The sequence below is a fragment of the Streptomyces araujoniae genome (assembly GCF_050871195.1).
Taxonomy (GTDB): domain Bacteria; phylum Actinomycetota; class Actinomycetes; order Streptomycetales; family Streptomycetaceae; genus Streptomyces; species Streptomyces bacillaris.
In genome coordinates this window covers 263,246-286,038 of the sequence record NZ_CP194070.1, presented here as the reverse complement: position 1 = coordinate 286,038, position 22,793 = coordinate 263,246, and the positions used below count along the sequence as shown (strand labels likewise).

Annotated in this window: 20 protein-coding genes; 14 read left to right on the top strand and 6 right to left on the bottom strand. The window is 72.2% G+C overall.

Annotation, left to right across the window (positions count from 1 at the left end; genetic code table 11):
- Nucleotides 1-8: 8 nt before the first annotated feature.
- From ACQ9ZG_RS01080 to ACQ9ZG_RS01040, 9 genes are all read left to right on the top strand, one after another.
- Entirely contained in the window at nt 9-1,256 is a 1,248-nt protein-coding gene (locus ACQ9ZG_RS01080; protein WP_109916047.1) for an ATP-grasp domain-containing protein, read from the top strand.
- A gap of 284 nt (nt 1,257-1,540) precedes the next feature.
- Nucleotides 1,541-3,232, top strand: a complete 1,692-nt coding sequence (locus ACQ9ZG_RS01075; RefSeq protein WP_109916048.1) for an ABC transporter ATP-binding protein — start codon at nt 1,541-1,543, stop codon at nt 3,230-3,232.
- A complete protein-coding gene (locus tag ACQ9ZG_RS01070) occupies nt 3,229-5,148 on the top strand; it encodes an ABC transporter ATP-binding protein (protein WP_109916049.1) in 1,920 nt (639 codons plus the stop codon). The genes ACQ9ZG_RS01075 and ACQ9ZG_RS01070 overlap by 4 nt, the downstream gene beginning before the upstream one ends.
- Nucleotides 5,141-5,428: a hypothetical protein gene (locus ACQ9ZG_RS01065; protein WP_109916050.1), complete on the top strand. Its 288-nt coding sequence runs from the start codon at nt 5,141-5,143 to the stop codon at nt 5,426-5,428. Before ACQ9ZG_RS01070 ends, ACQ9ZG_RS01065 begins: the two co-directional genes overlap by 8 nt.
- 32 nt (nt 5,429-5,460) lie before the next feature.
- The gene (locus ACQ9ZG_RS01060) at nt 5,461-5,991 is read left to right on the top strand and encodes a FixH family protein (protein ID WP_499279657.1); all 531 of its coding nucleotides are present in this window, start codon (nt 5,461-5,463) and stop codon (nt 5,989-5,991) included.
- A gap of 3 nt (nt 5,992-5,994) precedes the next feature.
- Complete coding sequence (locus tag ACQ9ZG_RS01055; protein ID WP_109915357.1) at nt 5,995-7,215, top strand: pyridoxal phosphate-dependent aminotransferase; 1,221 nt, start codon at nt 5,995-5,997, stop codon at nt 7,213-7,215.
- Entirely contained in the window at nt 7,208-7,429 is a 222-nt protein-coding gene (locus tag ACQ9ZG_RS01050) for a heavy-metal-associated domain-containing protein (RefSeq protein WP_028417167.1), read from the top strand. Before ACQ9ZG_RS01055 ends, ACQ9ZG_RS01050 begins: the two co-directional genes overlap by 8 nt.
- Nucleotides 7,430-7,553: 124 nt before the next feature.
- Entirely contained in the window at nt 7,554-9,893 is a 2,340-nt protein-coding gene (locus ACQ9ZG_RS01045) for a heavy metal translocating P-type ATPase (protein WP_109915358.1), read from the top strand.
- Nucleotides 9,890-10,828: a GNAT family N-acetyltransferase gene (locus ACQ9ZG_RS01040; protein ID WP_109915359.1), complete on the top strand. Its 939-nt coding sequence runs from the start codon at nt 9,890-9,892 to the stop codon at nt 10,826-10,828. The genes ACQ9ZG_RS01045 and ACQ9ZG_RS01040 overlap by 4 nt, the downstream gene beginning before the upstream one ends.
- Before the next feature lie 13 nt (nt 10,829-10,841).
- Here ACQ9ZG_RS01040 and ACQ9ZG_RS01035 read toward each other — a convergent pair whose 3' ends face one another.
- Nucleotides 10,842-11,219 (bottom strand): ArsR/SmtB family transcription factor, encoded by a 378-nt coding sequence (locus tag ACQ9ZG_RS01035; RefSeq protein WP_028417164.1) that lies wholly within the window; start codon nt 11,217-11,219, stop codon nt 10,842-10,844.
- A gap of 356 nt (nt 11,220-11,575) precedes the next feature.
- On the opposite strand from ACQ9ZG_RS01035, the gene ACQ9ZG_RS01030 reads away from it, so the two are divergent.
- Nucleotides 11,576-12,550: an alpha/beta hydrolase gene (locus ACQ9ZG_RS01030; protein ID WP_084996701.1), complete on the top strand. Its 975-nt coding sequence runs from the start codon at nt 11,576-11,578 to the stop codon at nt 12,548-12,550.
- Between the two features lie 241 nt (nt 12,551-12,791).
- Here ACQ9ZG_RS01030 and ACQ9ZG_RS01025 read toward each other — a convergent pair whose 3' ends face one another.
- The 5 genes from ACQ9ZG_RS01025 to ACQ9ZG_RS01005 form a co-directional block, all read right to left on the bottom strand.
- On the bottom strand, nt 12,792-13,862 hold the full coding sequence (locus ACQ9ZG_RS01025) for an ABC transporter ATP-binding protein (protein WP_499279655.1): 1,071 nt from the start codon (nt 13,860-13,862) through the stop codon (nt 12,792-12,794).
- On the bottom strand, nt 13,859-15,466 hold the full coding sequence (locus tag ACQ9ZG_RS01020; protein ID WP_499279654.1) for an ABC transporter permease: 1,608 nt from the start codon (nt 15,464-15,466) through the stop codon (nt 13,859-13,861). Before ACQ9ZG_RS01020 ends, ACQ9ZG_RS01025 begins: the two co-directional genes overlap by 4 nt.
- Nucleotides 15,467-15,471: 5 nt before the next feature.
- The gene (locus tag ACQ9ZG_RS01015) at nt 15,472-16,527 is read right to left on the bottom strand and encodes an iron ABC transporter substrate-binding protein (RefSeq protein WP_109915478.1); all 1,056 of its coding nucleotides are present in this window, start codon (nt 16,525-16,527) and stop codon (nt 15,472-15,474) included.
- Nucleotides 16,528-16,666: 139 nt separating this feature from the next.
- Nucleotides 16,667-17,149, bottom strand: coding sequence for a molybdopterin-binding protein (locus ACQ9ZG_RS01010; RefSeq protein ID WP_109915477.1), 483 nt, complete (start codon nt 17,147-17,149; stop codon nt 16,667-16,669).
- 173 nt (nt 17,150-17,322) lie between these two features.
- Complete coding sequence (locus tag ACQ9ZG_RS01005; protein WP_028417159.1) at nt 17,323-17,733, bottom strand: TOBE domain-containing protein; 411 nt, start codon at nt 17,731-17,733, stop codon at nt 17,323-17,325.
- A gap of 359 nt (nt 17,734-18,092) precedes the next feature.
- Between ACQ9ZG_RS01005 and ACQ9ZG_RS01000 the strand changes: the two genes are divergently transcribed.
- The 4 genes from ACQ9ZG_RS01000 to ACQ9ZG_RS00985 all read left to right on the top strand — a co-directional run bounded on the left by ACQ9ZG_RS01000 (nt 18,093) and on the right by ACQ9ZG_RS00985 (nt 22,730).
- Nucleotides 18,093-19,448 (top strand): lysine N(6)-hydroxylase/L-ornithine N(5)-oxygenase family protein, encoded by a 1,356-nt coding sequence (locus ACQ9ZG_RS01000; protein ID WP_109915476.1) that lies wholly within the window; start codon nt 18,093-18,095, stop codon nt 19,446-19,448.
- Nucleotides 19,449-19,642: 194 nt separating this feature from the next.
- Nucleotides 19,643-20,701 carry a FecCD family ABC transporter permease gene (locus tag ACQ9ZG_RS00995; protein ID WP_109915475.1) on the top strand — a complete coding sequence of 353 codons (1,059 nt, stop codon included), beginning with the start codon at nt 19,643-19,645 and terminating at the stop codon, nt 20,699-20,701.
- 26 nt (nt 20,702-20,727) lie between these two features.
- Complete coding sequence (locus ACQ9ZG_RS00990; RefSeq protein WP_499281559.1) at nt 20,728-21,789, top strand: FecCD family ABC transporter permease; 1,062 nt, start codon at nt 20,728-20,730, stop codon at nt 21,787-21,789.
- Nucleotides 21,790-21,866: 77 nt separating this feature from the next.
- Nucleotides 21,867-22,730, top strand: a complete 864-nt coding sequence (locus ACQ9ZG_RS00985; protein WP_028417155.1) for an ABC transporter ATP-binding protein — start codon at nt 21,867-21,869, stop codon at nt 22,728-22,730.
- Nucleotides 22,731-22,793: the final 63 nt, after the last annotated feature.

Here is a 22,793-nt window from a genome sequence, read left to right as displayed (position 1 = left end):
ATGGATCCTTGTCCACGCGCATTCTCGTCCTCGGCGGTCGGCGTACCGTCCAGCGGCTCCAGGAGGAGACCGGCTACGACGTCGTCTTCGCCGAGGAGAACATGACGCTCGATCAGCTCATGCTCGCGGACTACCCCCTGGAGGTCGACTTCGGGGACTGGGGCGCCGTCGTCGGCCAGGTGGCCGCCGTCCACGCCCAGCAGCCCTTCCAGGCGGTCGTCACCGGCGTCGAGCGGCTCGTTCCGCTGGCCGGGCGGCTGCGGAAGGAGCTGGGGCTCGCCCACGGCATCACCGAGCGGGCGGCCCGGGACTGCATCGACAAGGCGGCCACCCACCGGCTGCTCGAAGCGGCCGGGGTCCCGGTGCCGCGCATCCGGACCGTGAGCGGCACCGGGGAGGGCGGCGAGGCGGCCGAGGAGCTGGGTCTGCCCGTCGTGGTCAAGCCGCGCGACGCGTCCAGCGCCGCAGGGCTCGCGTACTGCGCCACCCGCGCCGAGGCGGAGCGGGCCGTGGCCGCCGTCCTGGCGGGCGGCCGGGAGAGCGCCCTGCTGGAGGAGTACGTCCGGGGGCCGGAGTTCGGCGTCTTCGCCGCCCGTACCGCCGGGGTCACCCGGGTCCTCTGGGTCGTCGAGGGCGAGGTGGGGCCGCCGCCGACCTTCGTCAAGGTGGGCGGCCACTTCCCCGCCCGGCTGGGCACGGAGGACCGGGAGGAGCTGGACCGGCTGGTGGACCGCGCCCTGGACGCCGTCGGCCTGGACGACTGGGTCGCGGCGCTGCAGTTCACCCTCACGGCCGACGGCTGGCGGGCGGGCGAGATCAACCCCCGTGTCCCCGGGGGCCAGGCCGTCGAGATGATCAGGTCCACCACGGGGTGGGAGCCGAGCCTCGTGGCGGCCGAAGCCGCTCTCGGCCGGTACGGGGAGCCCCGGGCCGCCGACGCCGCCTGCGGTCTGTACCGCAGCATCGTCTTCGAGGAGGCGGGGCGGATCGACTACGACGCCTCGGCCGTCGGCGCGTTCCGGGAACTCGAATCCCCCCACCCGCCCTTCGTCGAGTTCGACGTGGCCCCGGGCGAGTCCGTGCTGCCGGTCGGCCACCCGCGCGGCGGCGCCTTCGGCCGCATCGTGCTGGCCGGCGAGAGCCCCGGGCAGCTGGCGAGGGACCTGGAGCGGATCACGGCCCAGCTGGCCGTACGGCTGGTCGACGAGCAGGTCGAGGAAGCCTCCGTCGACCGTGCCCACACCAGCTGCTGCTGACAACTCCCGCCGTCGTGTGACCACTTGACGCTCCCGCACCCCCGTGATTCGATACTTTTGAAAATATCGAATCAACGAGAAGGGAGATGCCATGGCCGACGACATGATCGGGTCCGGCTGCTGCGAGACCAGCGGCAACGAGGACGTCGCGGAAGACGGCACCGAGTGCGGCTGCGCCTGCGCCTGCTGCGACTAGTCCAGCGGCATCACGGCGGGCCGCACCCTTCCGGGTGCGGCCCGCTCGGACCCACCCACCCGACCAACCACCAAGAGGGGGCTCGACGTTGAACGACTCGCTACGCGCGCTGCGCTTCATCTATGGCTACCCGCTGCGCTACCGCCGCGAGATGACCATCGCCACCGTGGTCATGTTCCTCGGTCTCCTCGGCAACATCGCCGTACCGCTCCTCACCCGGTACGCCATCGACGTCGGGGTCCTCGGCGGAGCGACGGAGACCCTGCTCTACACCTCCCTCGGCGTCCTGCTCGCCGGCGCCGCGACCACGGCCCTGCTCCACTTCGGCAAGCGCATCCGCTTCTCCGTCGCCAGCCGGGCCGTCAACGACCTGCGGGAGGACCTCTTCCGCAAGCTCATCCACCTCGGCCCCGCCGACATCGCGGAGGCCTCCGGCGGACGGGCGCTCACCCGCCTGGTCTCCGACGCGGTCTCCGTACGCGGACTCACCAACGGCGGTCTGCTGGAACTGCTCAACCAGGTGCTCGTCACCCTCGCGATGCTGATCACCGCGATCCTCATCGACGCCCGCACCACCCTGCTCGCCGTCATCCCCATGGTCTTCGTCATCATCGGGAACTTCACCGTCCAGCTCCGGCTGCAGAAGGCGTTCGCCGAACTCAAGGGCCAGTTCACCAAGTTGCTCAGCGGGGTGGGGGAGTCCCTCGCCAACATCAACGTGGTGAAGTCCTTCGGGCGCGAGTCCGACGCCTCCAGCCGCCTGGACAAGGTCAACCAGGACCACGCACGGCGCGACGGCCGGATGAAGCGGACCTACAGCCGCTGGGAGGCGACCCTCAACGTCATCGGCGGTCTCCCCACCCCGATCGCCCTCTGGGCCGGCGGACAGGGCGTGCTCAACGGCACCAGCACCGTCGGTGATCTCGTCGCCGTCGTCGCGCTGGTCATGATGTTCCAGATGAGCATCCACATGCTCGCCATGCACACCAACGGAGCCTTCCGGAGCGTCGTGACCGCGCAGCGCCTCCTGCGCATCATGGACGCGCCCTCCGTGCTCAAGGCACACGAGGGCCGCACCGACGTCCCGTCGATCGGGGCCATCGAGCTCCGGGACGTCACCGTCGACCTCGCGGGCCGACGCGTCCTCGACGGGGTCGGCCTCCGTGTCGAGCCGGGCGCCGTCGTCGCCCTGAAGGGACCGACCGGCAGCGGCAAGTCCACCCTCCTGCACGTGCTGGCCCGGCTCCGCGACCCGGACGGCGGCTCCGTCACGTACGACGGCGTCGACGCCCGCGCGTACGCCCCCGAGAGCCTGCGCCGCCACATCGTCTGCCTGCCGCAGCGGCAGTGGGTCTTCGAGGGGACGCTCGCCGAGAACGTGCGCTTCGTGCGGCCCGACGCCTCCGACGAGAAGGTCGCGCAGGCCGTCACGGCCGCGGGCCTCTCCCACCTCCCCCTCGACCGGCGCTTCGGCGCCAGCACCCTGGACCTCTCGGCGGGGGAGCGCCAGCGCATCGGCCTGGCCCGGGCGCTGCTGGTCAACCCGGAGGTCCTGCTGCTGGACAACCCCACGGCGAACCTGGACGCGGAGACCGAGGCCGCCCTGCTGGAGACCGTCCTGCGGGTCCGCAACGGACGCACCCTGATCATCGCCTCCCAGCAGCCCGCGGTCGCCCGCTACGTCGACCGGACCATCGGCCTCGCCCTCCCGGACACCCCGGGGAAGGCCCTGGCACCGCTCGCCGGGGCGGCCGCCCCCGAGGGAGGAAAGGCGTCATGACCGTCACCCCGCACGAGGCACCCCTGGAGGGCCGGGAAGCGCGGAAGGCGCTGGTGAAGGCGGCCCGCAGATTCCTGCCCTACCTGCGGCCCCACTGGTTCTGGCTCGGCGTCGCCACGCTGATGGCCATCCTCAACTCCATCGCCACCATCGCCGTCATGTACACGGTGATGGCCGGCATCGGCCAGATCGTCATCGGCGACATGAGCGCCGTGCAGTCCACGGCGGTCAACCTCGTCGTGCTGACCGTCGTGGAGAACATCATCCGCATCGTCTACAACTCGGCGATGATCCGGACCAACGAGGACCTGTCCGTCACCATCCGCAACGACCTGGTCGTCCGCCTGCACAACGTGCAGCTCTCGCGCCACGTCTCCCAGGCCAGCGGCGAGTGGGTCACCCGGGTGCTCTTCGAGGCGAACCGCTTCCGCGGCTTCCTCACCAAGTCCCTGATGGAGGTGGCCAACAGCGTCATCTGGTTCCTCGCCTTCGCCGTCTTCCTGCTCGCGCTCAGTCCCCTCGTGGCGCTGCCCACGCTGGTCACCATCCCGCTGATGGTCTGGATCGCGGTGGTGTGGACCCGGAAGCTGCGGCCCGACACCCGCAAGCAGCGCGAGGGCTGGGACCGGATGGTCGGCTACCTCGACCAGCGCGTCGACGGGCTCGCGGACATCCGCGCCTTCGGCCAGGAGGACGCCGTGCTGGCGGACCTGCGCGCCCGCTCCGAGGCGTACAGCAAGGTCCACAACCGGCTCTCGCGCAAACGGCTCTGGCTCACCTCCCACCTGGGGTTCAGCGTCTTCCTCGCCCTCGGCCTGCTGATCTTCTTCGGCGGCCTCCAGATCATCAACGGCCACCAGCTCGGCTCCGGCTTCTTCTTCGACATGGCCGCCGGGATGATGCCGATGACCTGGATGCTCATGGGCACCGACACGATGATGGCGTCCATGGGCATGGCGTCCGGAACGGCCCTGGCCGCCGGCACCCTCGCCGCCTTCGCCCTCTTCGTCAAGCGCATGCTCAACCCGGTCCGGGACCTCGCCCACCTGCTCGGCCAGTCGTCCGACATCGCCACCTCGGCCCGCCGCATCCTGGACGTCCTCGACCTGGAGGAGGAGCGGAGCGGTACGGGCACCCTGCCGCCCGTCGAAGGAAGCGTGGCCTTCGACGACGTCACCTTCGCCTACGACGGCGGCCCCGAGGTCCTCCACGGCATCACCCTGAAGGCGGAGCCGGGGCAGCACATCGGGATCGTCGGAACCAGCGGTGCCGGCAAGAGCACCCTGATGCAGCTGCTGGTGCGGCTCTACACGCCCACCGGCGGCACGGTCAGCATCGACGGACACGACCTGACCGGCATCAGCAGCGCCTCGGTCCGCTCCCAGGTCCTCCTCGTCACCCAGGAGGCACAGCTCTTCGACGGCACGGTCACCGAGAACATCCTCTTCGGCCGGCCCGACGCCACGGACGAGGAGGTCGTCGAGGCGGCGAAGAGCCTCGGCGCGCACGAGGCGATCATGGGACTGCGCAACGGGTACGGGACCCGGGTCGGGGAGCGCGGCTCCCGGCTCTCCGTCGGTGAACGCCAGCTGATCGCCCTGGTCCGGGCGATGCTCGCCGACCCCCGCGTCATCGTCCTGGACGAAGCCGTCTCCAGCGTCGACCCGGAACGGCAGCGCCTCGTCCTCTCCGCCATCCGCCGCCTGCTCGAAGGCCGTACGGCCGTCGTCGTCGCCCACTGGCTCCCGCTGGTGGAGGACCTCGACCGGGTCTTCGTCATCGAGGACGGACGGATCGTCGAATCGGGCCGCCCCGTCGAACTCTTCACCGCCGGCGGACGCCTCACCGAACTGTGCGACGCCCAGGAGGGCCGCACCCCCGGGAACACCTCTGGAAAGGACAACGCCCATGTCTGAGACGAACCTCGGCTCCCTGTTCTGGAACGCCGCCCAGCAGCAGCCCCCGGCCGCCGACCAGGCCCCGGCCGAGCCGAAGAAGGCCTCCTCGTGCTGCGGGCCGAAGCCCCCCGCCGAAGCCCCGGCCGAACCGAAGAAGGCCTCGTCCTGCTGCGGGCCGAAGCCCGCCGCAGACCAGGCCGCGGCCCCGAAGAAGGCCTCCTCGTGCTGCGGCCCCAAGCCCGCCGCCGCGGAGCCCGGGAGCGCCGAGGCGCCCAAGAAGTCGTCCTGCTGCGGCTGACCATCCCGTACCGAACGTCCCTAGGAGGACCCATGACCCGGCGCACGGCCCCCTTCCGGCTCGGCGGAAGGGCCACGACGGCGGCGTACCCGACCGGGCCCCGCACCACCCGGGGGGCCGGGCGCCGGGCGGCGGCGACCGTGCTCCTGGCCGCGGCCGCCCTGACCGGCTGCACGGCCACCGCGAACCCGGACGCGAACGGCGGATCGTCGGCGGAGAGCGACCTGGACGCCGACTGCCGCGCCACCAAGTCCGACGCGGGTCTGGAGGTCACCCTCACCGTGAGCCCCTGCCCGCCCACCGGCGGGGGAGCGGCGGGCACGGCCGGGGTGGAGGTGAAGGACGCCGGGGGCAAGGCCGTCCCCGGCGCCAAGGTCGAGATCAACCCCGAGATGCCCAACATGAAGATGAAGGGCGGCAACCAGACGGCACGCCCCAAGGGCGACGGCTACGAGGCCAAGCTCGTCCTGGGCATGCCGGGCGAGTGGCGGATCACCGTCACCGTCGTCCCCGCCGCCGGGGAGAAGTCCACCACCGCGTTCAACCTGACGGCGAAGGACTGACCCGTGCTCAGCAGCCGCGCCCGCTCCCTGCCCGCGTCCAGCACCGCGGCCCTGGACGCCGGGATCAAGGCCAGGATCGCCGCCGGTGCGGACATCATCAACCTCACCGGCGGCGAACTCGACTTCCCCACCCCCGCCCAGGCGGCCGACGGGGCCCGGCGCGCCATCTCCGAGGGCCGGACCCGCTACACCCCGGTGGCCGGCATCGGTCCGCTGCGCGAGGCCATCGCCCGGCGCCTCACCGAGCACTGGGGCTGCCCCTACGACGCGTCGCAGATCGTCACCACCAACGGGGCCAAACAGGCGCTCGCCCAGGTCTTCACCCTCCTGTGCGAACCCGGCGACGAGGTGATCCTCCCGGCTCCGTACTGGGTCAGCTTCCCGCACATGATCCGCCTCGCGGGCGCGGTGCCGGTGACGGTGCCCACCGCGGCCACCGGTTTCAAGCTCACCCCGGAAGCGCTCGTGGCCCACCTGACCCCGCGCTCCCGGGTCCTCCTGCTCAACAACCCCTCCAACCCCACAGGCGTGGTGTACGAACGCTCCGAACTGCTCGCCCTGGCACGGGCGGCCGTCGAACACGGGCTGACCGTCGTGACCGACGAGATCTACGGCGACCTCGTCCACGAGGGCGCGTCCTTCACCGCCGTCGCCTCCCTGGGCCCCGACATCGCCGGACGGACCGTCACGGTCGGCGGCTTCTCCAAGACGTACGCCATGACGGGCTGGCGCATCGGCTTCGCGGCGGCGACTTCCCCGGTCGCCGCCGCCCTCACCGCCGTCCAGGGCCACACCAGCTCGGCCCCCTCGTCGATCTCGCAGTACGCCGCGCTCGCCGCCCTGACCGACGGAACCGAGGCGGAACTGGAGCGCAGGGCAGCCGAATTGAGCATCCGCCGCACGCTCCTGCGCGACGGCATCTGCGCGCTGCCGCCGCTCCGCCTGACGGCACCGCCGCAGGGCGGCTTCTTCGCCTTCGTGGACGTCGGCGCGCTCTGCACCCGGCCGGGCGAGGACGCCGGAACCTTCGCGCGCGACCTGCTGGAGCACGCCGGGGTCGCCGTCATGCCCGGCAACGACTTCGCCGCCCCGGACCACGTCCGGCTCTCCTACGGCGTCGGCACCGACGACATCGTCCGCGCCCTCGACCGCATCGGCACCTACCTCAAGACCACCGTCAAGACCACCCCCAGGACCACGGGAACAGGAGCACACCATGGATAGGGCCACCGTCTTCGAAGTGCGCGGGATGACCTGCGGGGGGTGCGCCAAGCGCATCCGTACGGCCATCGAGGCGGACCTCGGGGAGGACACCGCCGTGGCCGTCGACCACCGGACCGGCCGGGTGACCGTCACCTCGCCCCGTGACGTCGCCCCCGAGGCCGTCCGGTCGGCCGTCGAGCGCACCGGCTACGAGTTCGCGGGGACGGCGGCGTGACGCCCTCCCTCCGGCTCACGCTGTACGCCGTGGTCCTCGTCGGATGTTTCGGCCTGGCCTGGCTGCTCGGCAGAGCCCTGCCGCCCCTCTGACCCGCCAGCCCCACCGAATGGAGACTCCCCTCATGGCCGGCACTGCCACGACGGCACCAGCCGTGGTCACGCTCGACATCGGAGGCATGACCTGCGGAGCGTGCTCCGCCCGGATCGAGCGCAAGCTGAACCGGCTCGACGGCGTGACGGCCGAGGTCAACTTCGCCCTGGAGCGGGCCCACGTGAGCTTCGACGACCGCCACACCGTCGACGAACTCATCGGCACGGTGACGAAGATGGGGTACACCGCCACCCTGCCGCCACCGCCCGAGACCGCCGCGGTGGCTCAGGAGCCCGGCGAGACGGCGGAGGCCGCCGCCGACCGCGAACTGGCCGCCATGCGGCAGCGCATCCTGGTCTGCGCCGCCCTCACGCTGCCGGTCATGGCCATGGCCATGATCATGCCCCTGCAGTTCGACCACTGGCAGTGGCTCTCCCTCACCCTCGCGGCGCCCGTCGCCGTCTGGGGCGCCTGGCCGTTCCACACCGCCGCCTGGAAGAACCTCCGCCAGGCCTCCGGGACCATGGACTCCCTGGTCTCCATCGGTGTCCTCGCCTCCTTCGGCTGGTCGCTGTACGCGCTGTTCTTCGGCTGGGCCGGGGTGACCGGCATGCGGATGCCGTTCATCATGGTCCCGACCCCGGGGCAGGGGTCGCACCACATCTATCTGGAGGTCTCCACCTCCCTCACCCTGTTCGTCCTGGTGGGCCGGTACGCGGAGCACCGGGCAAAGCGGCGGGCGGGCAGCGCGGTGCGGGCGCTGCTCGAACTCGGCGCCAAGGACGTCACTGTCCTGCGCGCAGGCCAGGAACTGGCCGTCCCCGTCGGCGAACTGCGCGTCGGCGATCTCTTCGTGGTGCGTCCGGGCGAGAAGATCGCCACCGACGGCGTGGTCGTCGAAGGCGCCTCCGCCGTGGACGTCTCCATGCTGACCGGTGAGAGCGTGCCGCAGGAGGTCGCCGAGGGCGACGCCGTCACCGGAGCCACCGTCAACACCAGCGGGCGCCTGGTGGTCCGGGCCGAGCGGGTGGGGGCCGACACCCAGCTCGCCCACATCGGCCGGCTCGTCTCCGAGGCCCAGGCCGGCAAGGCCCCGGTCCAGCGGCTGGCCGACCGGATCGCCGCCGTCTTCGTCCCCGTCGTCATCGGTATCGCGGTGGCCGTCGCCGGATTCTGGATCGGCAACGGCGGAGGAGCGGCGGCCGCGCTCACCGCCTCGGTCGCCGTGCTCGTGGTGGCCTGCCCCTGCTCCCTCGGACTCGCCACCCCCACGGCCCTGCTCGTGGGCACCGGACGCGGCGCGCAACTGGGCATCGTCATCCGGGGGCCGCACATCCTCGAGTCGACCCGGCGCATCGACACCGTCGTCCTGGACAAGACCGGCACGGTGACGACCGGCCGGATGCGGCTGGTGGCGACGGCGTACGGGGAGGGCACGGACCGCGACGAACTGCTGGTCCTCGCGGCGGCGCTGGAACAGGCCTCCGAACACCCCATCGCGACGGCGGTGACCGCGGCGGCCGCCCAGGTGGCCCCGGAGCTTCCCAAGGTGGACGGATTCCGCGCCAGCGCCGGGTTCGGCGTCGAGGGCCGGGTCGGCGAGCGCGAGATCGTGGTCGGCCGGCCCAGCTGGGTCGGTGAGCGGATGGTGATGCCGGAGGCTCTGGCACGGAGCCTGACGGACCTGGAGAACAGCGGCCGGACCGCCGTCGCGGTCGGCTGGGGCGGCCGGGTGCGGGGCCTGCTGTACGTCGCGGACGAGGCCAAGCCCACCAGCCGCCGGGCGGTCGACCAGATGCGCGCACTGGGGCTGACCCCCGTCCTCCTCACCGGCGACACGGCCGGGGCGGCCCGGCGCATCGCCGACGCCATGGGGATCACCGACGTCCATGCCGAGGTCCTCCCCCAGGACAAGGCGGCCGTCGTCCGCCGCCTCCAGGAGGAGGGGCGCACCGTCGCCATGGTCGGCGACGGCATCAACGACGCCGCCGCCCTGGCCCAGGCCGATCTGGGCATCGCCATCGGCGGGGGAACCGACGTGGCCATCGAGGCGAGCGACATCACCCTGGTCCGGGGCGACCTGCGGGACGCCGCCGACGCCGTACGCCTCTCCCGGCGGACCCTCGGCACCATCAAGGGCAACCTGTTCTGGGCGTTCATCTACAACCTCGCCGGCATCCCGCTCGCCGCGTCGGGGGTCCTCAACCCGATGATCGCGGCGGCGGCCATGGTGCTGTCGAGCATCTTCGTGGTGACCAACAGCCTGCGGCTGCGCCGCTTCACGTCCTCCTCGGCGTCGGACACCGGCCGCGGTGCGAGGAGGGCCGTGCAGGCGCCGGCCTCTCCCAAGGACCTGGCGGGCGTCTCGTGATCGTCCGCTCCCTGGGGCTGCCGTTGGCCCTGGTCGATGTGGACCAGGCGCTGAGCGGGCAGTGGCGGGTCCATGAACACGAGGTCGACGTCGTGCGGGTGCAGGACCCGCCGTACGCGGCCTGGCCACGGCTGAGGGAAGCGGGATTCCACCCCAAACCCCAAGTGATCATGTGGCGGGCGGAGGTGCGGGCCTCCGAGGACGCCTACCTCGCCACCCTCTCGGGCAAGGACCGCTACGACATCCGCTCCGCCTACCGCAGGGCGGCCGATGCGGAGCTGCTGATCGGTACGGAGCCCCTGACGCCCGCGCTGCTGGACGAGTTCCTCGAACTGTACGAGAAGCAGATCGCCGGCATGCGGCACGGCTGGCCGGTCGCAGTCCGGCAACAGGCCGACATCCTGGACCGGGCCCGCTCCTACTGCACGGTCACCGTCCGGAGCGGCGCGTCCCTGGTGGGAGCCTGCCTGAACGAGGACCTCCCGGACCGCGACGAGATGCGGGCGCGCTTCTCGGCGGTGACCCAGGGGCAGCGGAGCGGCAGCCTCTCCCGGGTGCTGTACTGGGAGACGATGCGCCGGGCGCGGGAGCGGGGCAGGCACTGGGCGACGCTCGGCCGGGACGTCAACCTCTACGGCCACCTCGGCAACGCGGGCCTGTTCAGCTTCAAGTCGCGGCTCGGCTGCACCGCCGTACCCGGTCAGGCGGTCGAGCCGGGAAGCGGCTCCCACCAGGCCGACCGCGTGACCGGCTTCACCGCCCTGTCCGATCCCGCCCTGCTGCTCGCCTACGCGGCGGCGGAGAGCGAGCAGGCGGCCGTCACGGCTCCGCTGTCGGGCCGTCTGTTCAGCGCAGGAGAGGTGGACCTCCGCCCGTTCCGCGGCGCGGGCCTGGCGGACCTGACCCTGCACCGCGTCCGGTCCGCGTCCGGCTGAGCCCCGGGCGGGATCAGGCCCGCCCGGAGGCCGCGGAGAGGATGCGCTCCATCGCCGCGAGGGTCACGGGGTCGGCCCGGTAGTAGATCCAGGTGCCCCGGCGTTCCGAGGTCAGCAGCCCCGCCTCGCGGAGCTTCCGCAGGTGGTGGGAGACCGTCGGCTGGGAGACCCCGACATCGGATATGTCGCACACACAGGCCTCGCCGTCCTTGTGCGACGCGACGGCCGACAGGAGGCGCAGGCGGATCGGGTCGCCGAGAGCCTTGAAGAGCCGGGCGGCCACCTCGGCCTCCTCGCTGCTCAGAGGACGCTCGGAGAGGGGCGGGCAGCACGCTTCCGCCGTGCGGCCGTCGACGAGCAGGGCCGTTGACAGTGCCTTCATCCTGGTCATGGCTCTATATTTACATAATTCGAATCAGCTGGGCAGGGGCTGGACGCCCACCGGGCCGTGGTCGTCCTCGGGGTGCCGGACGGCGGGACGTCGGCCCGGGAGGTGCGGCCTCGTGGGCCCCGGTCGCTCCCGCGCCGGTTGCGGCGGAGGAAAGGGGCGCGAACGATGGAAACCGGGCATGGGCGCCGGGGCGCCCTCGGCCGCACCGGCCGGTGAGACCCACGGCAGCACCTCGGTGAGGACCGACGGCGGTACGGCGGTGAGGCTCCCGGCAGTACGCCGGTGCGCCCCGCGATCCGAGGCACCCGTGCGACCGCGAACAGGGCACCCGCGCGTGCCCGCGACAGGGAGCTGACATGACCGACCTTCCCCCTCCGATCACGCCCTACCTCGAACCCGCCGCCAGGGAACTGTGCGAGGCCACCGACCCGCACCCCCGGATCTACGAGGTCCCTCCGGAGAAGGGCCGCGACATCCTGCTCGGCCTGCAGAGCGACGAGAGCGTCCCCCGTCCGGACGTCGACGAGGAGTGGGTCGACGTGGACGCGGGGCAGTGGGGCACGGTCCGTACCCGGATCATCCGGCCCGCGGGGACCACCGGGCCGCTGCCGGTGGTCTTCTACATCCACGGCGCCGGCTGGGTCTTCGGCGACGACAGGACCCATGACCGGCTCTTCCGCGAACTCACCGTCGGCGCCGGTGCGGCCGGGGTCTTCCCCGTCTACGACCGGGCGCCCGAGGACAGGTACCCCACCCAGGTGGAGCAGAACTACGCCGTGGGCCGGTGGGTCCTGGAGCACGGCGCGGAACACGGCCTGGACACCTCGCGGATCGCCGTCACCGGCGAGTCGGTCGGCGGCTGCATGTCGGCCGTGTTCGCGCTGATGAACAAGGAGCGCGGCGGGATCGACCTCAAGGCGCAGGTCCTGCTGTACCCGGTGACCGACGCCGACTTCGACACCCCCTCGTACCTCCAGTTCGCCGAGGGCTACTACCTCACCCGCGACGGCATGAAGTGGTTCTGGGACGCCTACATCCCCGACCCCGCCCGCCGCACCGAGGTGTACGCCTCCCCGCTGCGGGCCTCCCTGGAGCAGCTCCAGGGGCTGCCCACCACCCTGGTCATCACCGACGAGGCCGATGTCCTGCGCGACGAGGGGGAGCTGTACGCCAACAGGCTGCGGGAGGCCGGTGTGGACGTGACCTCCGTCCGGGTGGCGGGCATGGTCCACGATTTCCTGCTCCTGGACAGTCTGCGCGACACCCGGGCGGCCACGGTCGCCCGCAAGCTCGCCGTCGACGCCCTGAGGACGGCCCTGCACGGAGGCTGAGCGGGTGGGGCGGACGCTGCCGCACGCACCGGCCGGGGTGCGGGCCCCGGGTCGGCCTCCGTCCCCCGGCCGGCCACCGAACCGCCCCGGCCGCCCCGGGCCCGTACGCCGCCCTACGCCATCGTGCCGTACGCGGAGTACCGGGTCCGGGCGGCCGCGGACAGCCGGTGCGGGGGTGGTGTGCCTGCCACCGCGCCCGGAATCGTGGGGATTCTCCCGCCGGACGGGAAAGAGGGTGGCCTCACTCAGGCGCCGAAGCCGTCCGGAACGGTTCGTCGGAGGCGTGGAGGGTGCCGGTTCCCGTGACGGCGATCCCGACCGGGTCGCCGGGGCGCCGGTCCACCGGGCCGGTGGCGCGCACCTGTACCGGCGCGTCCACCCCCGGCACGGTGACGCTCACCAGCGTGTCGGCCCCGTGGAACGAGACGTCCGCCACCGTGGCCCGCGCCGTACCGTCCGACGGGGCGGTCAGGGCGAGCTGTTCGGGCCGCAGCACCACCGTTCCGCCGCCCCCGTCGGCCGGGACCTCCAGGCGTACGGGACCGAGGGCGGTGCGGGCGGTGGCGCCCTCGCCCTTGCCGGGCAGCAGCACGGCACCGCCCACGAAGCCCGCCACCCACGGGTCGGCCGGCCTGCGGTACACCTCCTCCGGCGTCCCGCACTGGGCGACCCGGCCGGACCGGACGACCGCGACCAGGTCCGCGGTGGACAGCGCCTCCTGCTGGTCGTGGGTGACCAGGACGCCGGTGGCCCCGGTCGCCCGGAGCGCGGCGCGGACATCGGCCCGCACCCCGGCACGCAGGGCGCTGTCGAGCGCGTTGAACGGCTCGTCCAGCAGCACCAGGGCGGGTGCCGGGGCCAGCGCCCGTGCCAGGGAGACCCGTTGCTGCTGACCGCCCGAGAGTTCGTGGGGCATGCGGGGGCCGTAGCCGGGCAGGCCGACGAGTCCGAGCATCTCCTCGGTGCGCCGGCGGCGCTCGCCACGGGGCAGGTCCGCCAGCCCGAAGGCCACGTTGCGGGCCACGTCCAGGTGCGGGAAGAGCGCGCCCTCCTGCGGGACGATCCCGATCCTGCGCCGCTCCGGCGGGAGATGGACGCCCGGACCGGTCAGGGTCCGCCCGCCGAGCGCGACCGAACCCGCCTCCGGCCGCAGGAACCCCGCCACGATCCGCAGCATCGTGGTCTTGCCGCAGCCGGAGGGGCCCAGCACCGCGGCCAGCCGCCCACCGGGAACGGTGAGGTCCAGCCCGTCCAGGACCCGGACCCCGGGGGTGTAGGAGCGGGTCAGGCCGGTGATGTGCAGGTCACTCATGTGCGGTGCCTTCCGAGGAGGTACGCGGGGACGGCGGCGGTCAGGACGAGAACGGCCGCATAGGGGGCCGCCGCCGCGTACGAGGCCGTGCCGGTCTCGGTCCACAGCCGGGTGGCCAGGGTGTCCATGCCTGTGGGGCGCAGGAGCAGGGTGGCGGGGAGTTCCTTCATGCAGACGACGAAGGTGAGCGCGGCCCCCGCGGCGATCCCGGGGGCGGCGAGCGGCACGGTCACCTCGCGCAGGACCCGTACCGGACCCCGGCCCAGCGAACGGGCCACGTCCTCCAGCACCGGCGGGGACTGCAGGACCGCCGCCCGGGTCGCGCCGACGGCCACGGGGAGGAAGAGCACCGCGTAGGCGATCACCAGCAACGGCAGCTCCTGGTACAGGGGATAGGCGTAGCGCACGGCGAGGAAGACCATGGCGAGCGCGACCGTGATCCCGGGTACGGCGTGGCCCGCGTACGCCGCCTGCTCCAGGAAGTGCGCGGCGCGCCCCCGGTACCGGGCGGCGAGCACCCCGACCGGCAGGGCGAGGACGGTGGTCAGCAGGGCGCCGAGGGCCGCGACCAGCAGGGTCGTCGTCCCGGTCTCCAGCAGCCGGGCGGGCTCCCAGGTGGCGGAGTTGCCCACGGTCAGCCAGTACGCCAGGGTGCCGAGCGGAAAGGCCACCCCGGCCGCGGCGACCGCGGAACACCAGGCCAGTGCGGGCAGCCGCAGCCGGCCGAGGAGCGCGGGCACCGCGGGCCGCGCCGTTCCGGAGCCGGTCCGTGCCGACCCGGCGCGGCCGCGCGTACGGGATTCGGCGGCGACCAGCAGCACGGTCATGAGGACCAGCACGACCCCGAGCGCCGCGGCCGGGGTGCGGTCGAAACTCGCCTTGTACGACGTGTGGATGGCCAGGGTGAACGTCTCGTACCGCATGATCGACACGGCCCCGAAGTCGGAGAGGACGTAGAGGGCGACCAGCAGCCCGCCGCCCGCCGCAGCGGGCCGCAACTGGGGGAGCGTGACGCGCCGGAACGTCCGCCAGGGACCGTGCCCGAGCGAGCGTGCCGCCTCCTCCTGGGCGGGGTCGATCCCGCGCAGCGCCGCCGCGACCGGGAGATAGACGTACGGGTAGCTGACCAGGGTCAGCACGAGCGCCGCGCCGCCGAACCCGGCGAGCCCCGGGCGCGCGGAGACCCAGGCGAAGGCCGCGACGTAACTGGGCACCGCGAGCGGCAGCGTGGCGAGCACCGACCAGGTGCGGGCGGCGGGCAGCGCGGTGCGCGTGGTGAGCCAGGCGAGGGAGACGCCGAGCACGAGGGAGGCGACGACCACCACGAGGGCCAGGCCCACGCTGTGGGCGAGCAGTTGGCCCGTACGGCCGGTGGCCACGGCCCCCCAGGCGAAGGCGGGACCGCGCTCCAGCGCCCGTACGCCCAGATAGAGGAGCGGAAGCAGGGCCAGGGCGGCGGCGACGGAGGCGGTGAGGATCAGGACGAGAGGCGGCCTCCGCCCGGCACGCCCGCGCCCGGACGCCGCGTGGGCGGCGTCCGGGCGGGTGGCGGTACGGGCGGGTGCCGGCGGGGCTTCGGGGCCCCGGGTACCCGGGTCGTTCATACGGGTCAGACCATCCCGGCTTCCCGCAGCATCTCCAGCGTCACTTCGAGCGACTCCAGCTTGCCGAGGTCGATCTCGGGCACGCCCAGGGTGTCCAGCTCCGGGAGGTCGGCCTTGCTGGTGACACCGGCGGCCAGCGGGTACTCGTGGGTCTCGTCGGCGAAGTACGTCTGGGCCTCCTCGGCGAGGAGGAAGTCGACGGCCTTCTGCGCGGCGGCCTTCTGGTCGTTGCCCTTGAGGACGCCGACGCCCGCGACGTTGACGAGCGCGCCCGGGTCGCCCTTCTTCGGGAAGCTCAGCGCGGACTTGAGCTTGTCCGCGCCCTCCTCGGCCGCCTTCTCGTACCAGTAGTAGTGGTTGATGAGACCGAGTTCGGCCTTGCCGTCGTCGACCGCCGTGAGGACGGCGCCGTTCTTCTCGTAGACCTGGGGCTCGTTGGCCTTGAAGTCCTTGAGCCAGGTACGGGTGGCGTCGTCGCCCTCCAGCACGCGCATACCGGTGACGAACGCCTGGAACGAGGCGTTGGTCGGGGCGTAGCCGACCTTGCCCTTCCACTCCGGCTTGGTGAGGTCCTTGACGCTCTCCGGCGCCTTGGCCACCTTGTCGCTGTTGTAGGCGATGACGCGGGCCCGGCCCGAGACGCCGACCCAGTTGCCGTCCTCGGCGCGGTACTTCGTGTCGACCCGGTCGAGGGTCCCCTGCGGCAGCGCGTCGAGCCGGCCCGCCTTGGCCAGGGCCCCGAGGGCACCGGCGTCCTGGGAGAAGAAGATGTCCGCCTTGGTCTTGTCGCCCTCCTCCAGGAGCTGGGCGGCGAGTTCGGCGCTGTCGCCGTAGCGGACCTCGACCTTGGTGCCGGTGGCCTTCTCCAGCTTCTCCAGCAGCGGGGCTATGAGTTCCTCGTTCCGCCCGGAGTAGATGACCAGCGGCCCGGTCGCCTTCTCCTCGGCAGCTGTGCCGCTGTCCTTGGCGCCCTTGTCGTCGGAACCGCAGGCGGCGGCGAGCGGCACAAGGAGGGCGACCGCGGCCAGAGCGGAGATACGACGAGAGGTTGTGCGTCTCATGGCAAAGCCTTTCTCAAAGAACAGTCATGAGTATCTAAGGTTTGCCTAACCTAAACGTCAACTCTTCGGGGTATTCCGAGACCTGACCGCGACCGAACGGCCTCCCGTTTCGCCGGCCCGCCGGCCGATGCCGCCCGCTCTACCAGCCTCCCGGCCACGCTCCGATCCGGACCCGTGTCACGGCGCTGATGTAGCGCGCCCCGCACCGGTCGACGGGGACCACCAGCTGACTGCCGACGGCGTCCAGGTCCTCCCCGTCGAGCCGGGTGGCCAGGAGGACGGGCGCGTTGCCGAAATCGGCGTCGATCTCCGCCCAGGCCAGCACCGTGCGGTGCCCGTCGCCGCCGGACACGGCCAGGGCGAACCGGGAGCGGTCCTTGCGGCGGCGGACGTCGAAGAGCGGGTGCGAGGCGAGAGCGACCTCGCGCAGCAAGGGGCCCTCGAACACATGGTGTCGCGGCCCGCCGGTGGCGCAGTCGAAGACGACCTCGGCCCGGTGCCGAGGCCACCCCTCGCGCAGATCGCGCACCGTCAGGGTGGCGAGCAGGCCGACCTCGCCGATCACGGAGAGCGACGCGGGCTGTGGGGCGGAGGGGCCGAGTGGCGCACCGGGTCGGCTCATGCTCATTCCCCCGATCGGACGGCCCGCAGGGCGGCGGCTGCCAAGGGGGTATGCCCGGCGGACGTCCCGTCGAATCGCGGCTGCCAGGCCACAGCCCTTATAGGGGTCGCTTCTGTGGCGCTGAGGCCGGGTGCACCCTCACATCCGCCGTGCGGTGACCGCGCGGCGGCGGGTCAGGCCGGGCTTCCGGGGCGGTCGATGTGCACGTTGGTCGACTTGACCCGGGCCGTCGCCAGCACGCCCACCTCCAGGCCGAGTTCCTCCACCGACTCGCGGCTGATCAGCGACACCAGCCGGTGCGGGCCGGACTGGATCTCCACCTGGGCCACGATGTCGTCCATCCTGACGGCGGTGACGATGCCGGCGAACGAGTTGCGGACCGAGGTCAGGGCGCCGCCCTCCGGCACCGGATGGAGTCCGGCCGCACGCTCCGTGGCGAAGGCCGCCAGGCTCACGCCGTCGATCAGCCGGTTCCCCGAGCTGCTCCGGTCCATCGCGAGGTGACCGCCGTCCGCCCACCGGCGGACCGTTTCCGGGCTCACGGCCAGCAGCTGCGCGGCCTGGCCAATGCTGTACGAAGGCACCCCCGCACTCTAGGGCCTGTCGCCGAACTGCCGCCTGCCGTGCGGGCGACGACGGCGGTTCGACGACAGGTCCTAAGGGGTGTCCGGCCGCCCCGCCCGACGGATGCGGCGGCGGGTTCCCTTCGGTCGGCGCCGCGGTCGCACAGGGTGATGCGTCACGCGCTGTGTCCGGCAACGGGGCTGATCCGCGAATCAATTGATGAAGCATCAGATTGTCGGTATCCGCTTTGCCCTATCGACAGTGGCGAATTGATTAGCTTAGGCTCACCTAAGTCGAACTGGGCCGCTCTGTCGGCGTGCCCATCTCGCCCACCTTCCCCGGCGCCTGACAGGCGGCTTTCCCGCACGATGGGAGTGACATGTCACAGGTTCATCCTGGCGACGCACCACCGGTCCACGACCTCATCGGAATAGGCTTCGGCCCGTCCAATGTGGCCCTGGCGATCGCGCTCAGAGAGCACAACACACGCGTCGGCGGGCAGACGCCGGTCACCGCACGCTTCTTCGAGCAGCAGCAGGCGTTCGGCTGGCACCGCGGCATGCTGATCGACGACGCGACCATGCAAGTGTCGTTCCTCAAGGACCTGGTGACACTCCGCAACCCCGCCAGCGAGTTCAGCTTCCTCTGCTATCTCCAGAGCAAGGACCGGCTGATCGACTTCATCAACCACAAGAACCTCTTCCCGCTGCGCGTGGAGTTCCACGACTACTTCGAGTGGGCCGCGGCCAAGGTCGACGACATGGTCTCCTACGGCCACGAGGTCGTCTCCGTGACGCCGTTAGTCCATGACGGCGCCGTGGAGCATCTGGACGTGACCGTCCGGTCGGGCGGGGGCCTGGAGGTCCACCGCACGCGCAACCTCGTCATCGGCACCGGGCTCCGCCCGCTCCTGCCCGAAGGCGTACGGCGCGGCGACCGCGTCTGGCACAACTCCGACCTGCTGCGCAACGTCGAGGCGCTGGAGGGCACATCGCCCGCGCGGTTCGTCGTCGTCGGCGCCGGGCAGAGCGCCGCCGAGAACGTCGCCTACCTGCACCGCCGCTTCCCCGACGCCGAGGTCTGCGCGGTCTTCTCCCGATACGGCTACAGCCCCGCCGACGACAGCAGCTTCGCCAACCGGATCTTCGACCCCGGGGCGGTCGACGACTACTTCGCGGCCCCGGACGACGTGAAGAGCCAGCTGATGGCCTATCACGGGAACACCAACTACTCCGTGGTGGACATCGACCTGATCGACGACCTCTACCGGCAGATGTACCGGGAGAAGGTCCTCGGCACCGAACGGCTGCGCTTCCTCAACGTCTCCCGGGTCACCGATGTCGAGGAGAGGCCCGACGGGGTCCGTACGACGGTGAAATCACTCGTCACCGGTGAGGAGTCCCCCCTCGACGCCGACATCGTCGTGTTCGCCACCGGCTACAGCCCCGCCGACCCGCTCGGCCTCCTCGGCGAGGTCGCCGACCGCTGCCTGCTCGACGGCGAGGGCCGTGTGCAGGTCGAGCGCGACTACCGCATCGCCACCGATCCCGCCCTGACCTGCGGGATCTATCTCCAGGGCGGCACGGAGCACACCCACGGCATCACCACGTCCCTGCTGTCCAACACCGCGATACGCGTCGGTGAGATCCTCGACTCACTCCTCGACCGGAGCGTCAAGTCCAGCTCCGACGAGGCCCGCCCCGTCGCGGACGGCACGGGCAGCGCCGTCGGCTAGGGGGTGTCCGGCGGATCAGGACCCGATACGCCGCGAGGTGCCGTGCCAGGCGTCGTGGACCCGGTCAAGATCCGCCGGACGCCCCCCAGCGGTTCTGCGGGCGCACCCGGCCGCGGGTGCGCCCCTGCCCGGCCGATCCGGTGTTCCGGGGGGATCGACGGCGATGACGATCAATAGGGATAACGTACGTCCATATGAGCACGACTGCAGTCGAGCGCCCCGCTCCCCGGGGTGCGACGGAGGTACGCCGAGGGCGTATCGGGGGCCTGTGCGCGCTGGCCGTGGGCCTCGCGCTCGCCGCCGCCCTGTCGTTGGCGGTGGGGGCCAGGGCGCTGAGCCCGGCCGAGGTCTGGCACGGGCTGTTCGCGGCGGCCGACCCCGATCAGCGCCTCACCGAGATCCGGCTCATCGTGCAGACCGTACGGGTGCCCCGCACGGTCCTCGCGGTCGTGGCGGGCATCGCGCTGGGCGTCGGCGGCGCGCTGATCCAGGGCTACACCCGTAACCCCATCGCCGACACCGGGCTGTTGGGGGTGAACACCGGCGCCTCCTTCGCGGTGGTGACGGCGATCGCCGTGTTCGGGTTCACCAACCCCTTCCAGTACGTCTGGTTCGCCTTCGCGGGAGCGGCCCTCGCGGGGGTGGTCGTCTTCGGGCTGGCCAGCATCGGCAGGGGAGCGGGCAACCCCCTGACGCTCGCCCTGGCCGGGCAGGGCATCACCGTCTTCCTCATGGCGATGACCACCGCGGTCGCCCTGACCGACCAGAAGTCGCTGAACGCGCTGCGGTTCTGGAACGCGGGCTCGGTGGCCGGGGTGGGGTTCGACGTCATCTGGCCGGTGACCGGGTTCATCGCCCTCGGGCTCGTCCTGGCGCTGTCCACGCTGCCCTCGCTCAACCTGCTCAACCTGGGCGACGACGTGGCGCGCGGCCTGGGCGTGAACATCCTGCTGAGCCGCGCCGTCGGCATCCTCGCCATCACCCTGCTGGCCGGCGCGGCCACGGCGGCGTGCGGCCCCATCGCCTTCCTCGGGCTCATGGTCGCCCATGTGGCCCGGTATCTGACGGGCCCCGACTACCGCTGGCTCGTGCCGTACGCGGGACTGTTCGGCGCCGTCGTCCTGCTGGTCTGCGACATCGTGGGGCGCCTGGTGGTGCGCCCCGGTGAGCTGGAGCCCGGTGTCGTGGTCGCGCTTCTCGGCGCCCCCTTCTTCGCGGTTCTCGTCTGGCGAGGGAAGTTCAAGAGCGCATGAGCGGAACAGGGATGAGCGGGGCGGACATGAGCAAGGCGGAGACGGGGCCCGCGCTGGCGGCCGGTGTGCGGCTCGGGCAGGTGTCGTTCGTCTGGCGGCCCTGGCTCGTCCTGGTCACCCTGGTGCTCGCCGGCTCCGCCTTCCTGCTGTTCTGCCTCTCCATTGCCGTCGGGGACTTCCCCATCGGCCTGTCCCGGGTGGTCGCCACGCTGCTCGGCCGGGGCGAACAGGTCGACGAGTTCGTCGTGATGGACCTGCGGATGCCGCGCGCCCTGGCCGGTCTCGTCGTGGGCGTCGCGCTGGGCGTGTCCGGGGCGATCACCCAGTCCGTCGCCCGCAACCCGCTCGCCAGCCCCGACATCCTCGGCATCACCGGCGGGGCCAGTACGGTCGCGGTGTTCCTGGTCACGGTCTCGGGCGGGACCGCCGCGGCGGTCGCCGGCTCGGTGGGGCTGTCGGCGGCGGCCCTCCTGGGCGGCCTCGGCACCGGCCTGCTGGTCTACTTCCTGGCCTGGCGGCGCGGGATCGACGGCTTCCGGCTCATCCTCATCGGGATCTCGGTGAGCGCCGTGACGCAGGCGCTCACGACCTGGCTGCTGGTGTCGGCCGACATCCGGGACGTGGCCCGGGCCCAGGCATGGCTGGTCGGCTCGCTGGACGGCCGTTCCTGGCACGAGGTCCAGGTGGCGTCCTGGGGCTCGCTGGTGCTGCTCGTCGTGGTGGCCGCCGCGGCGTTCCAGTTCAAGCCGATGCACCTGGGGGACGACGTGGCCGCCGGTCTGGGCGTCCGGTACACCCGGGTGCGGGCGGTCCTGCTGCTCTGCGCGGTGCTGCTGGCCGCCGTCGCGGTGAGCGCGGCGGGGCCGGTGCCGTTCGTGGCGCTGGTGGCGCCCCAGGTGGCGATGCGGCTGGCCCGGTGCCCGACGCCCCCGCTGGTCGCCTCCGGCCTGCTGGGGGCGGTGCTGCTGACCGGGTCGGACCTCGTCGCGCGGACGGCGCTGCCGGTCACCCTGCCGGTGGGGGTCGTGACCGCCGCGATCGGCGGCCCGTTCCTCGTCTACCTACTGGTCCGGGCCAACCTCCGCTAGCGCGGCCTCCCCGCCGTACGGAGACGAACTCCCGCCGGAGGCACTAAGGTTAGGCGAGCCTAAACCAAGGGGGGCTTGTGGCCACGCAGTTCATCACCGGGAAGCGGACCGGGACCGAGGGGGTCGCGCGGCTGGCCGCGAGGGGCGTCACGGTCGGCTACGGCGGACGGGCGGTCATCGACGGCCTCGACGTGGAGATCCCGCCGGGTGTGGTCACCACGATCATCGGCCCCAACGGATGCGGGAAATCCACCCTGCTGCGCACCCTGACCCGGCTGCTCAAGCCCGCCGACGGGACGGTCGTGCTGGACGGCGAGGACATCGCGAAGCTCCGCACCCGGGACGTGGCGAAGAAGCTCGGCCTGCTGCCGCAGGCACCCGTGGCGCCCGAGGGTCTCACCGTGGGGGACCTGGTCGCCCGCGGCCGCCATCCGCACCAGAGCTGGCTGCGCCAGTGGTCGTCGGACGACGCCGGGGTGGTGGAGCGGGCGCTGGCCATGACCGGCGTGGCCGATCTGGCCGACCGTCCGGTCGACTCGCTCTCCGGCGGCCAGCGCCAGCGCGTCTGGATCTCCATGACCCTGGCCCAGGGCACCGACCTGCTGCTGCTGGACGAGCCGACCACCTATCTGGACCTCGCCCACGCCATCGACGTGCTCGACCTGGTCGACGATCTGCACGAGTCGGGGTGCACGGTGGTGATGGTGCTGCACGACCTCAACCTCGCCACCCGCTACAGCGACAACCTCATCGTGATGCGGTCGGGACGGATCCTGGCCCAGGGGCATCCCCGGGACGTGATCACCGCCGAGCTGCTGCACGAGGCGTTCGGGCTCCAGGCCACGGTGATCGACGACCCGGTGGGCGACCGCCCGCTCATCGTCCCGATCGGCCGCACGCACGTACGGGCCGAGGCCGTGAACGCCGCCGTCGTGAAGTAGGGCCGCGGCGAAGGGATTTCACCCCTCGTCCCTACCCGGCCGGGCGAGGGGGAATTTCAAGTA

What these genes read in the sequence shown, in the direction of transcription:
- ACQ9ZG_RS01060 (WP_499279657.1), top strand. Translation starts at nt 5,461, where the DNA reads ATGACCCGGCGCACGGCCCCCTTCCGGCTCGGCGGAAGGGCCACGACG.
- ACQ9ZG_RS01035 (WP_028417164.1), bottom strand. Translation starts at nt 11,219, where the DNA reads ATGACCAGGATGAAGGCACTGTCAACGGCCCTGCTCGTCGACGGCCGC.
- ACQ9ZG_RS00990 (WP_499281559.1), top strand. Translation starts at nt 20,728, where the DNA reads ATGAGCAAGGCGGAGACGGGGCCCGCGCTGGCGGCCGGTGTGCGGCTC.
- ACQ9ZG_RS01000 (WP_109915476.1), top strand. Translation starts at nt 18,093, where the DNA reads ATGTCACAGGTTCATCCTGGCGACGCACCACCGGTCCACGACCTCATC.
- ACQ9ZG_RS01030 (WP_084996701.1), top strand. Translation starts at nt 11,576, where the DNA reads ATGACCGACCTTCCCCCTCCGATCACGCCCTACCTCGAACCCGCCGCC.
- ACQ9ZG_RS00995 (WP_109915475.1), top strand. Translation starts at nt 19,643, where the DNA reads ATGAGCACGACTGCAGTCGAGCGCCCCGCTCCCCGGGGTGCGACGGAG.
- ACQ9ZG_RS01020 (WP_499279654.1), bottom strand. Translation starts at nt 15,466, where the DNA reads ATGAACGACCCGGGTACCCGGGGCCCCGAAGCCCCGCCGGCACCCGCC.
- ACQ9ZG_RS01065 (WP_109916050.1), top strand. Translation starts at nt 5,141, where the DNA reads ATGTCTGAGACGAACCTCGGCTCCCTGTTCTGGAACGCCGCCCAGCAG.
- ACQ9ZG_RS01050 (WP_028417167.1), top strand. Translation starts at nt 7,208, where the DNA reads ATGGATAGGGCCACCGTCTTCGAAGTGCGCGGGATGACCTGCGGGGGG.
- ACQ9ZG_RS01025 (WP_499279655.1), bottom strand. Translation starts at nt 13,862, where the DNA reads ATGAGTGACCTGCACATCACCGGCCTGACCCGCTCCTACACCCCCGGG.
- ACQ9ZG_RS01015 (WP_109915478.1), bottom strand. Translation starts at nt 16,527, where the DNA reads ATGAGACGCACAACCTCTCGTCGTATCTCCGCTCTGGCCGCGGTCGCC.
- ACQ9ZG_RS01070 (WP_109916049.1), top strand. Translation starts at nt 3,229, where the DNA reads ATGACCGTCACCCCGCACGAGGCACCCCTGGAGGGCCGGGAAGCGCGG.
- ACQ9ZG_RS01045 (WP_109915358.1), top strand. Translation starts at nt 7,554, where the DNA reads ATGGCCGGCACTGCCACGACGGCACCAGCCGTGGTCACGCTCGACATC.
- ACQ9ZG_RS01010 (WP_109915477.1), bottom strand. Translation starts at nt 17,149, where the DNA reads ATGAGCCGACCCGGTGCGCCACTCGGCCCCTCCGCCCCACAGCCCGCG.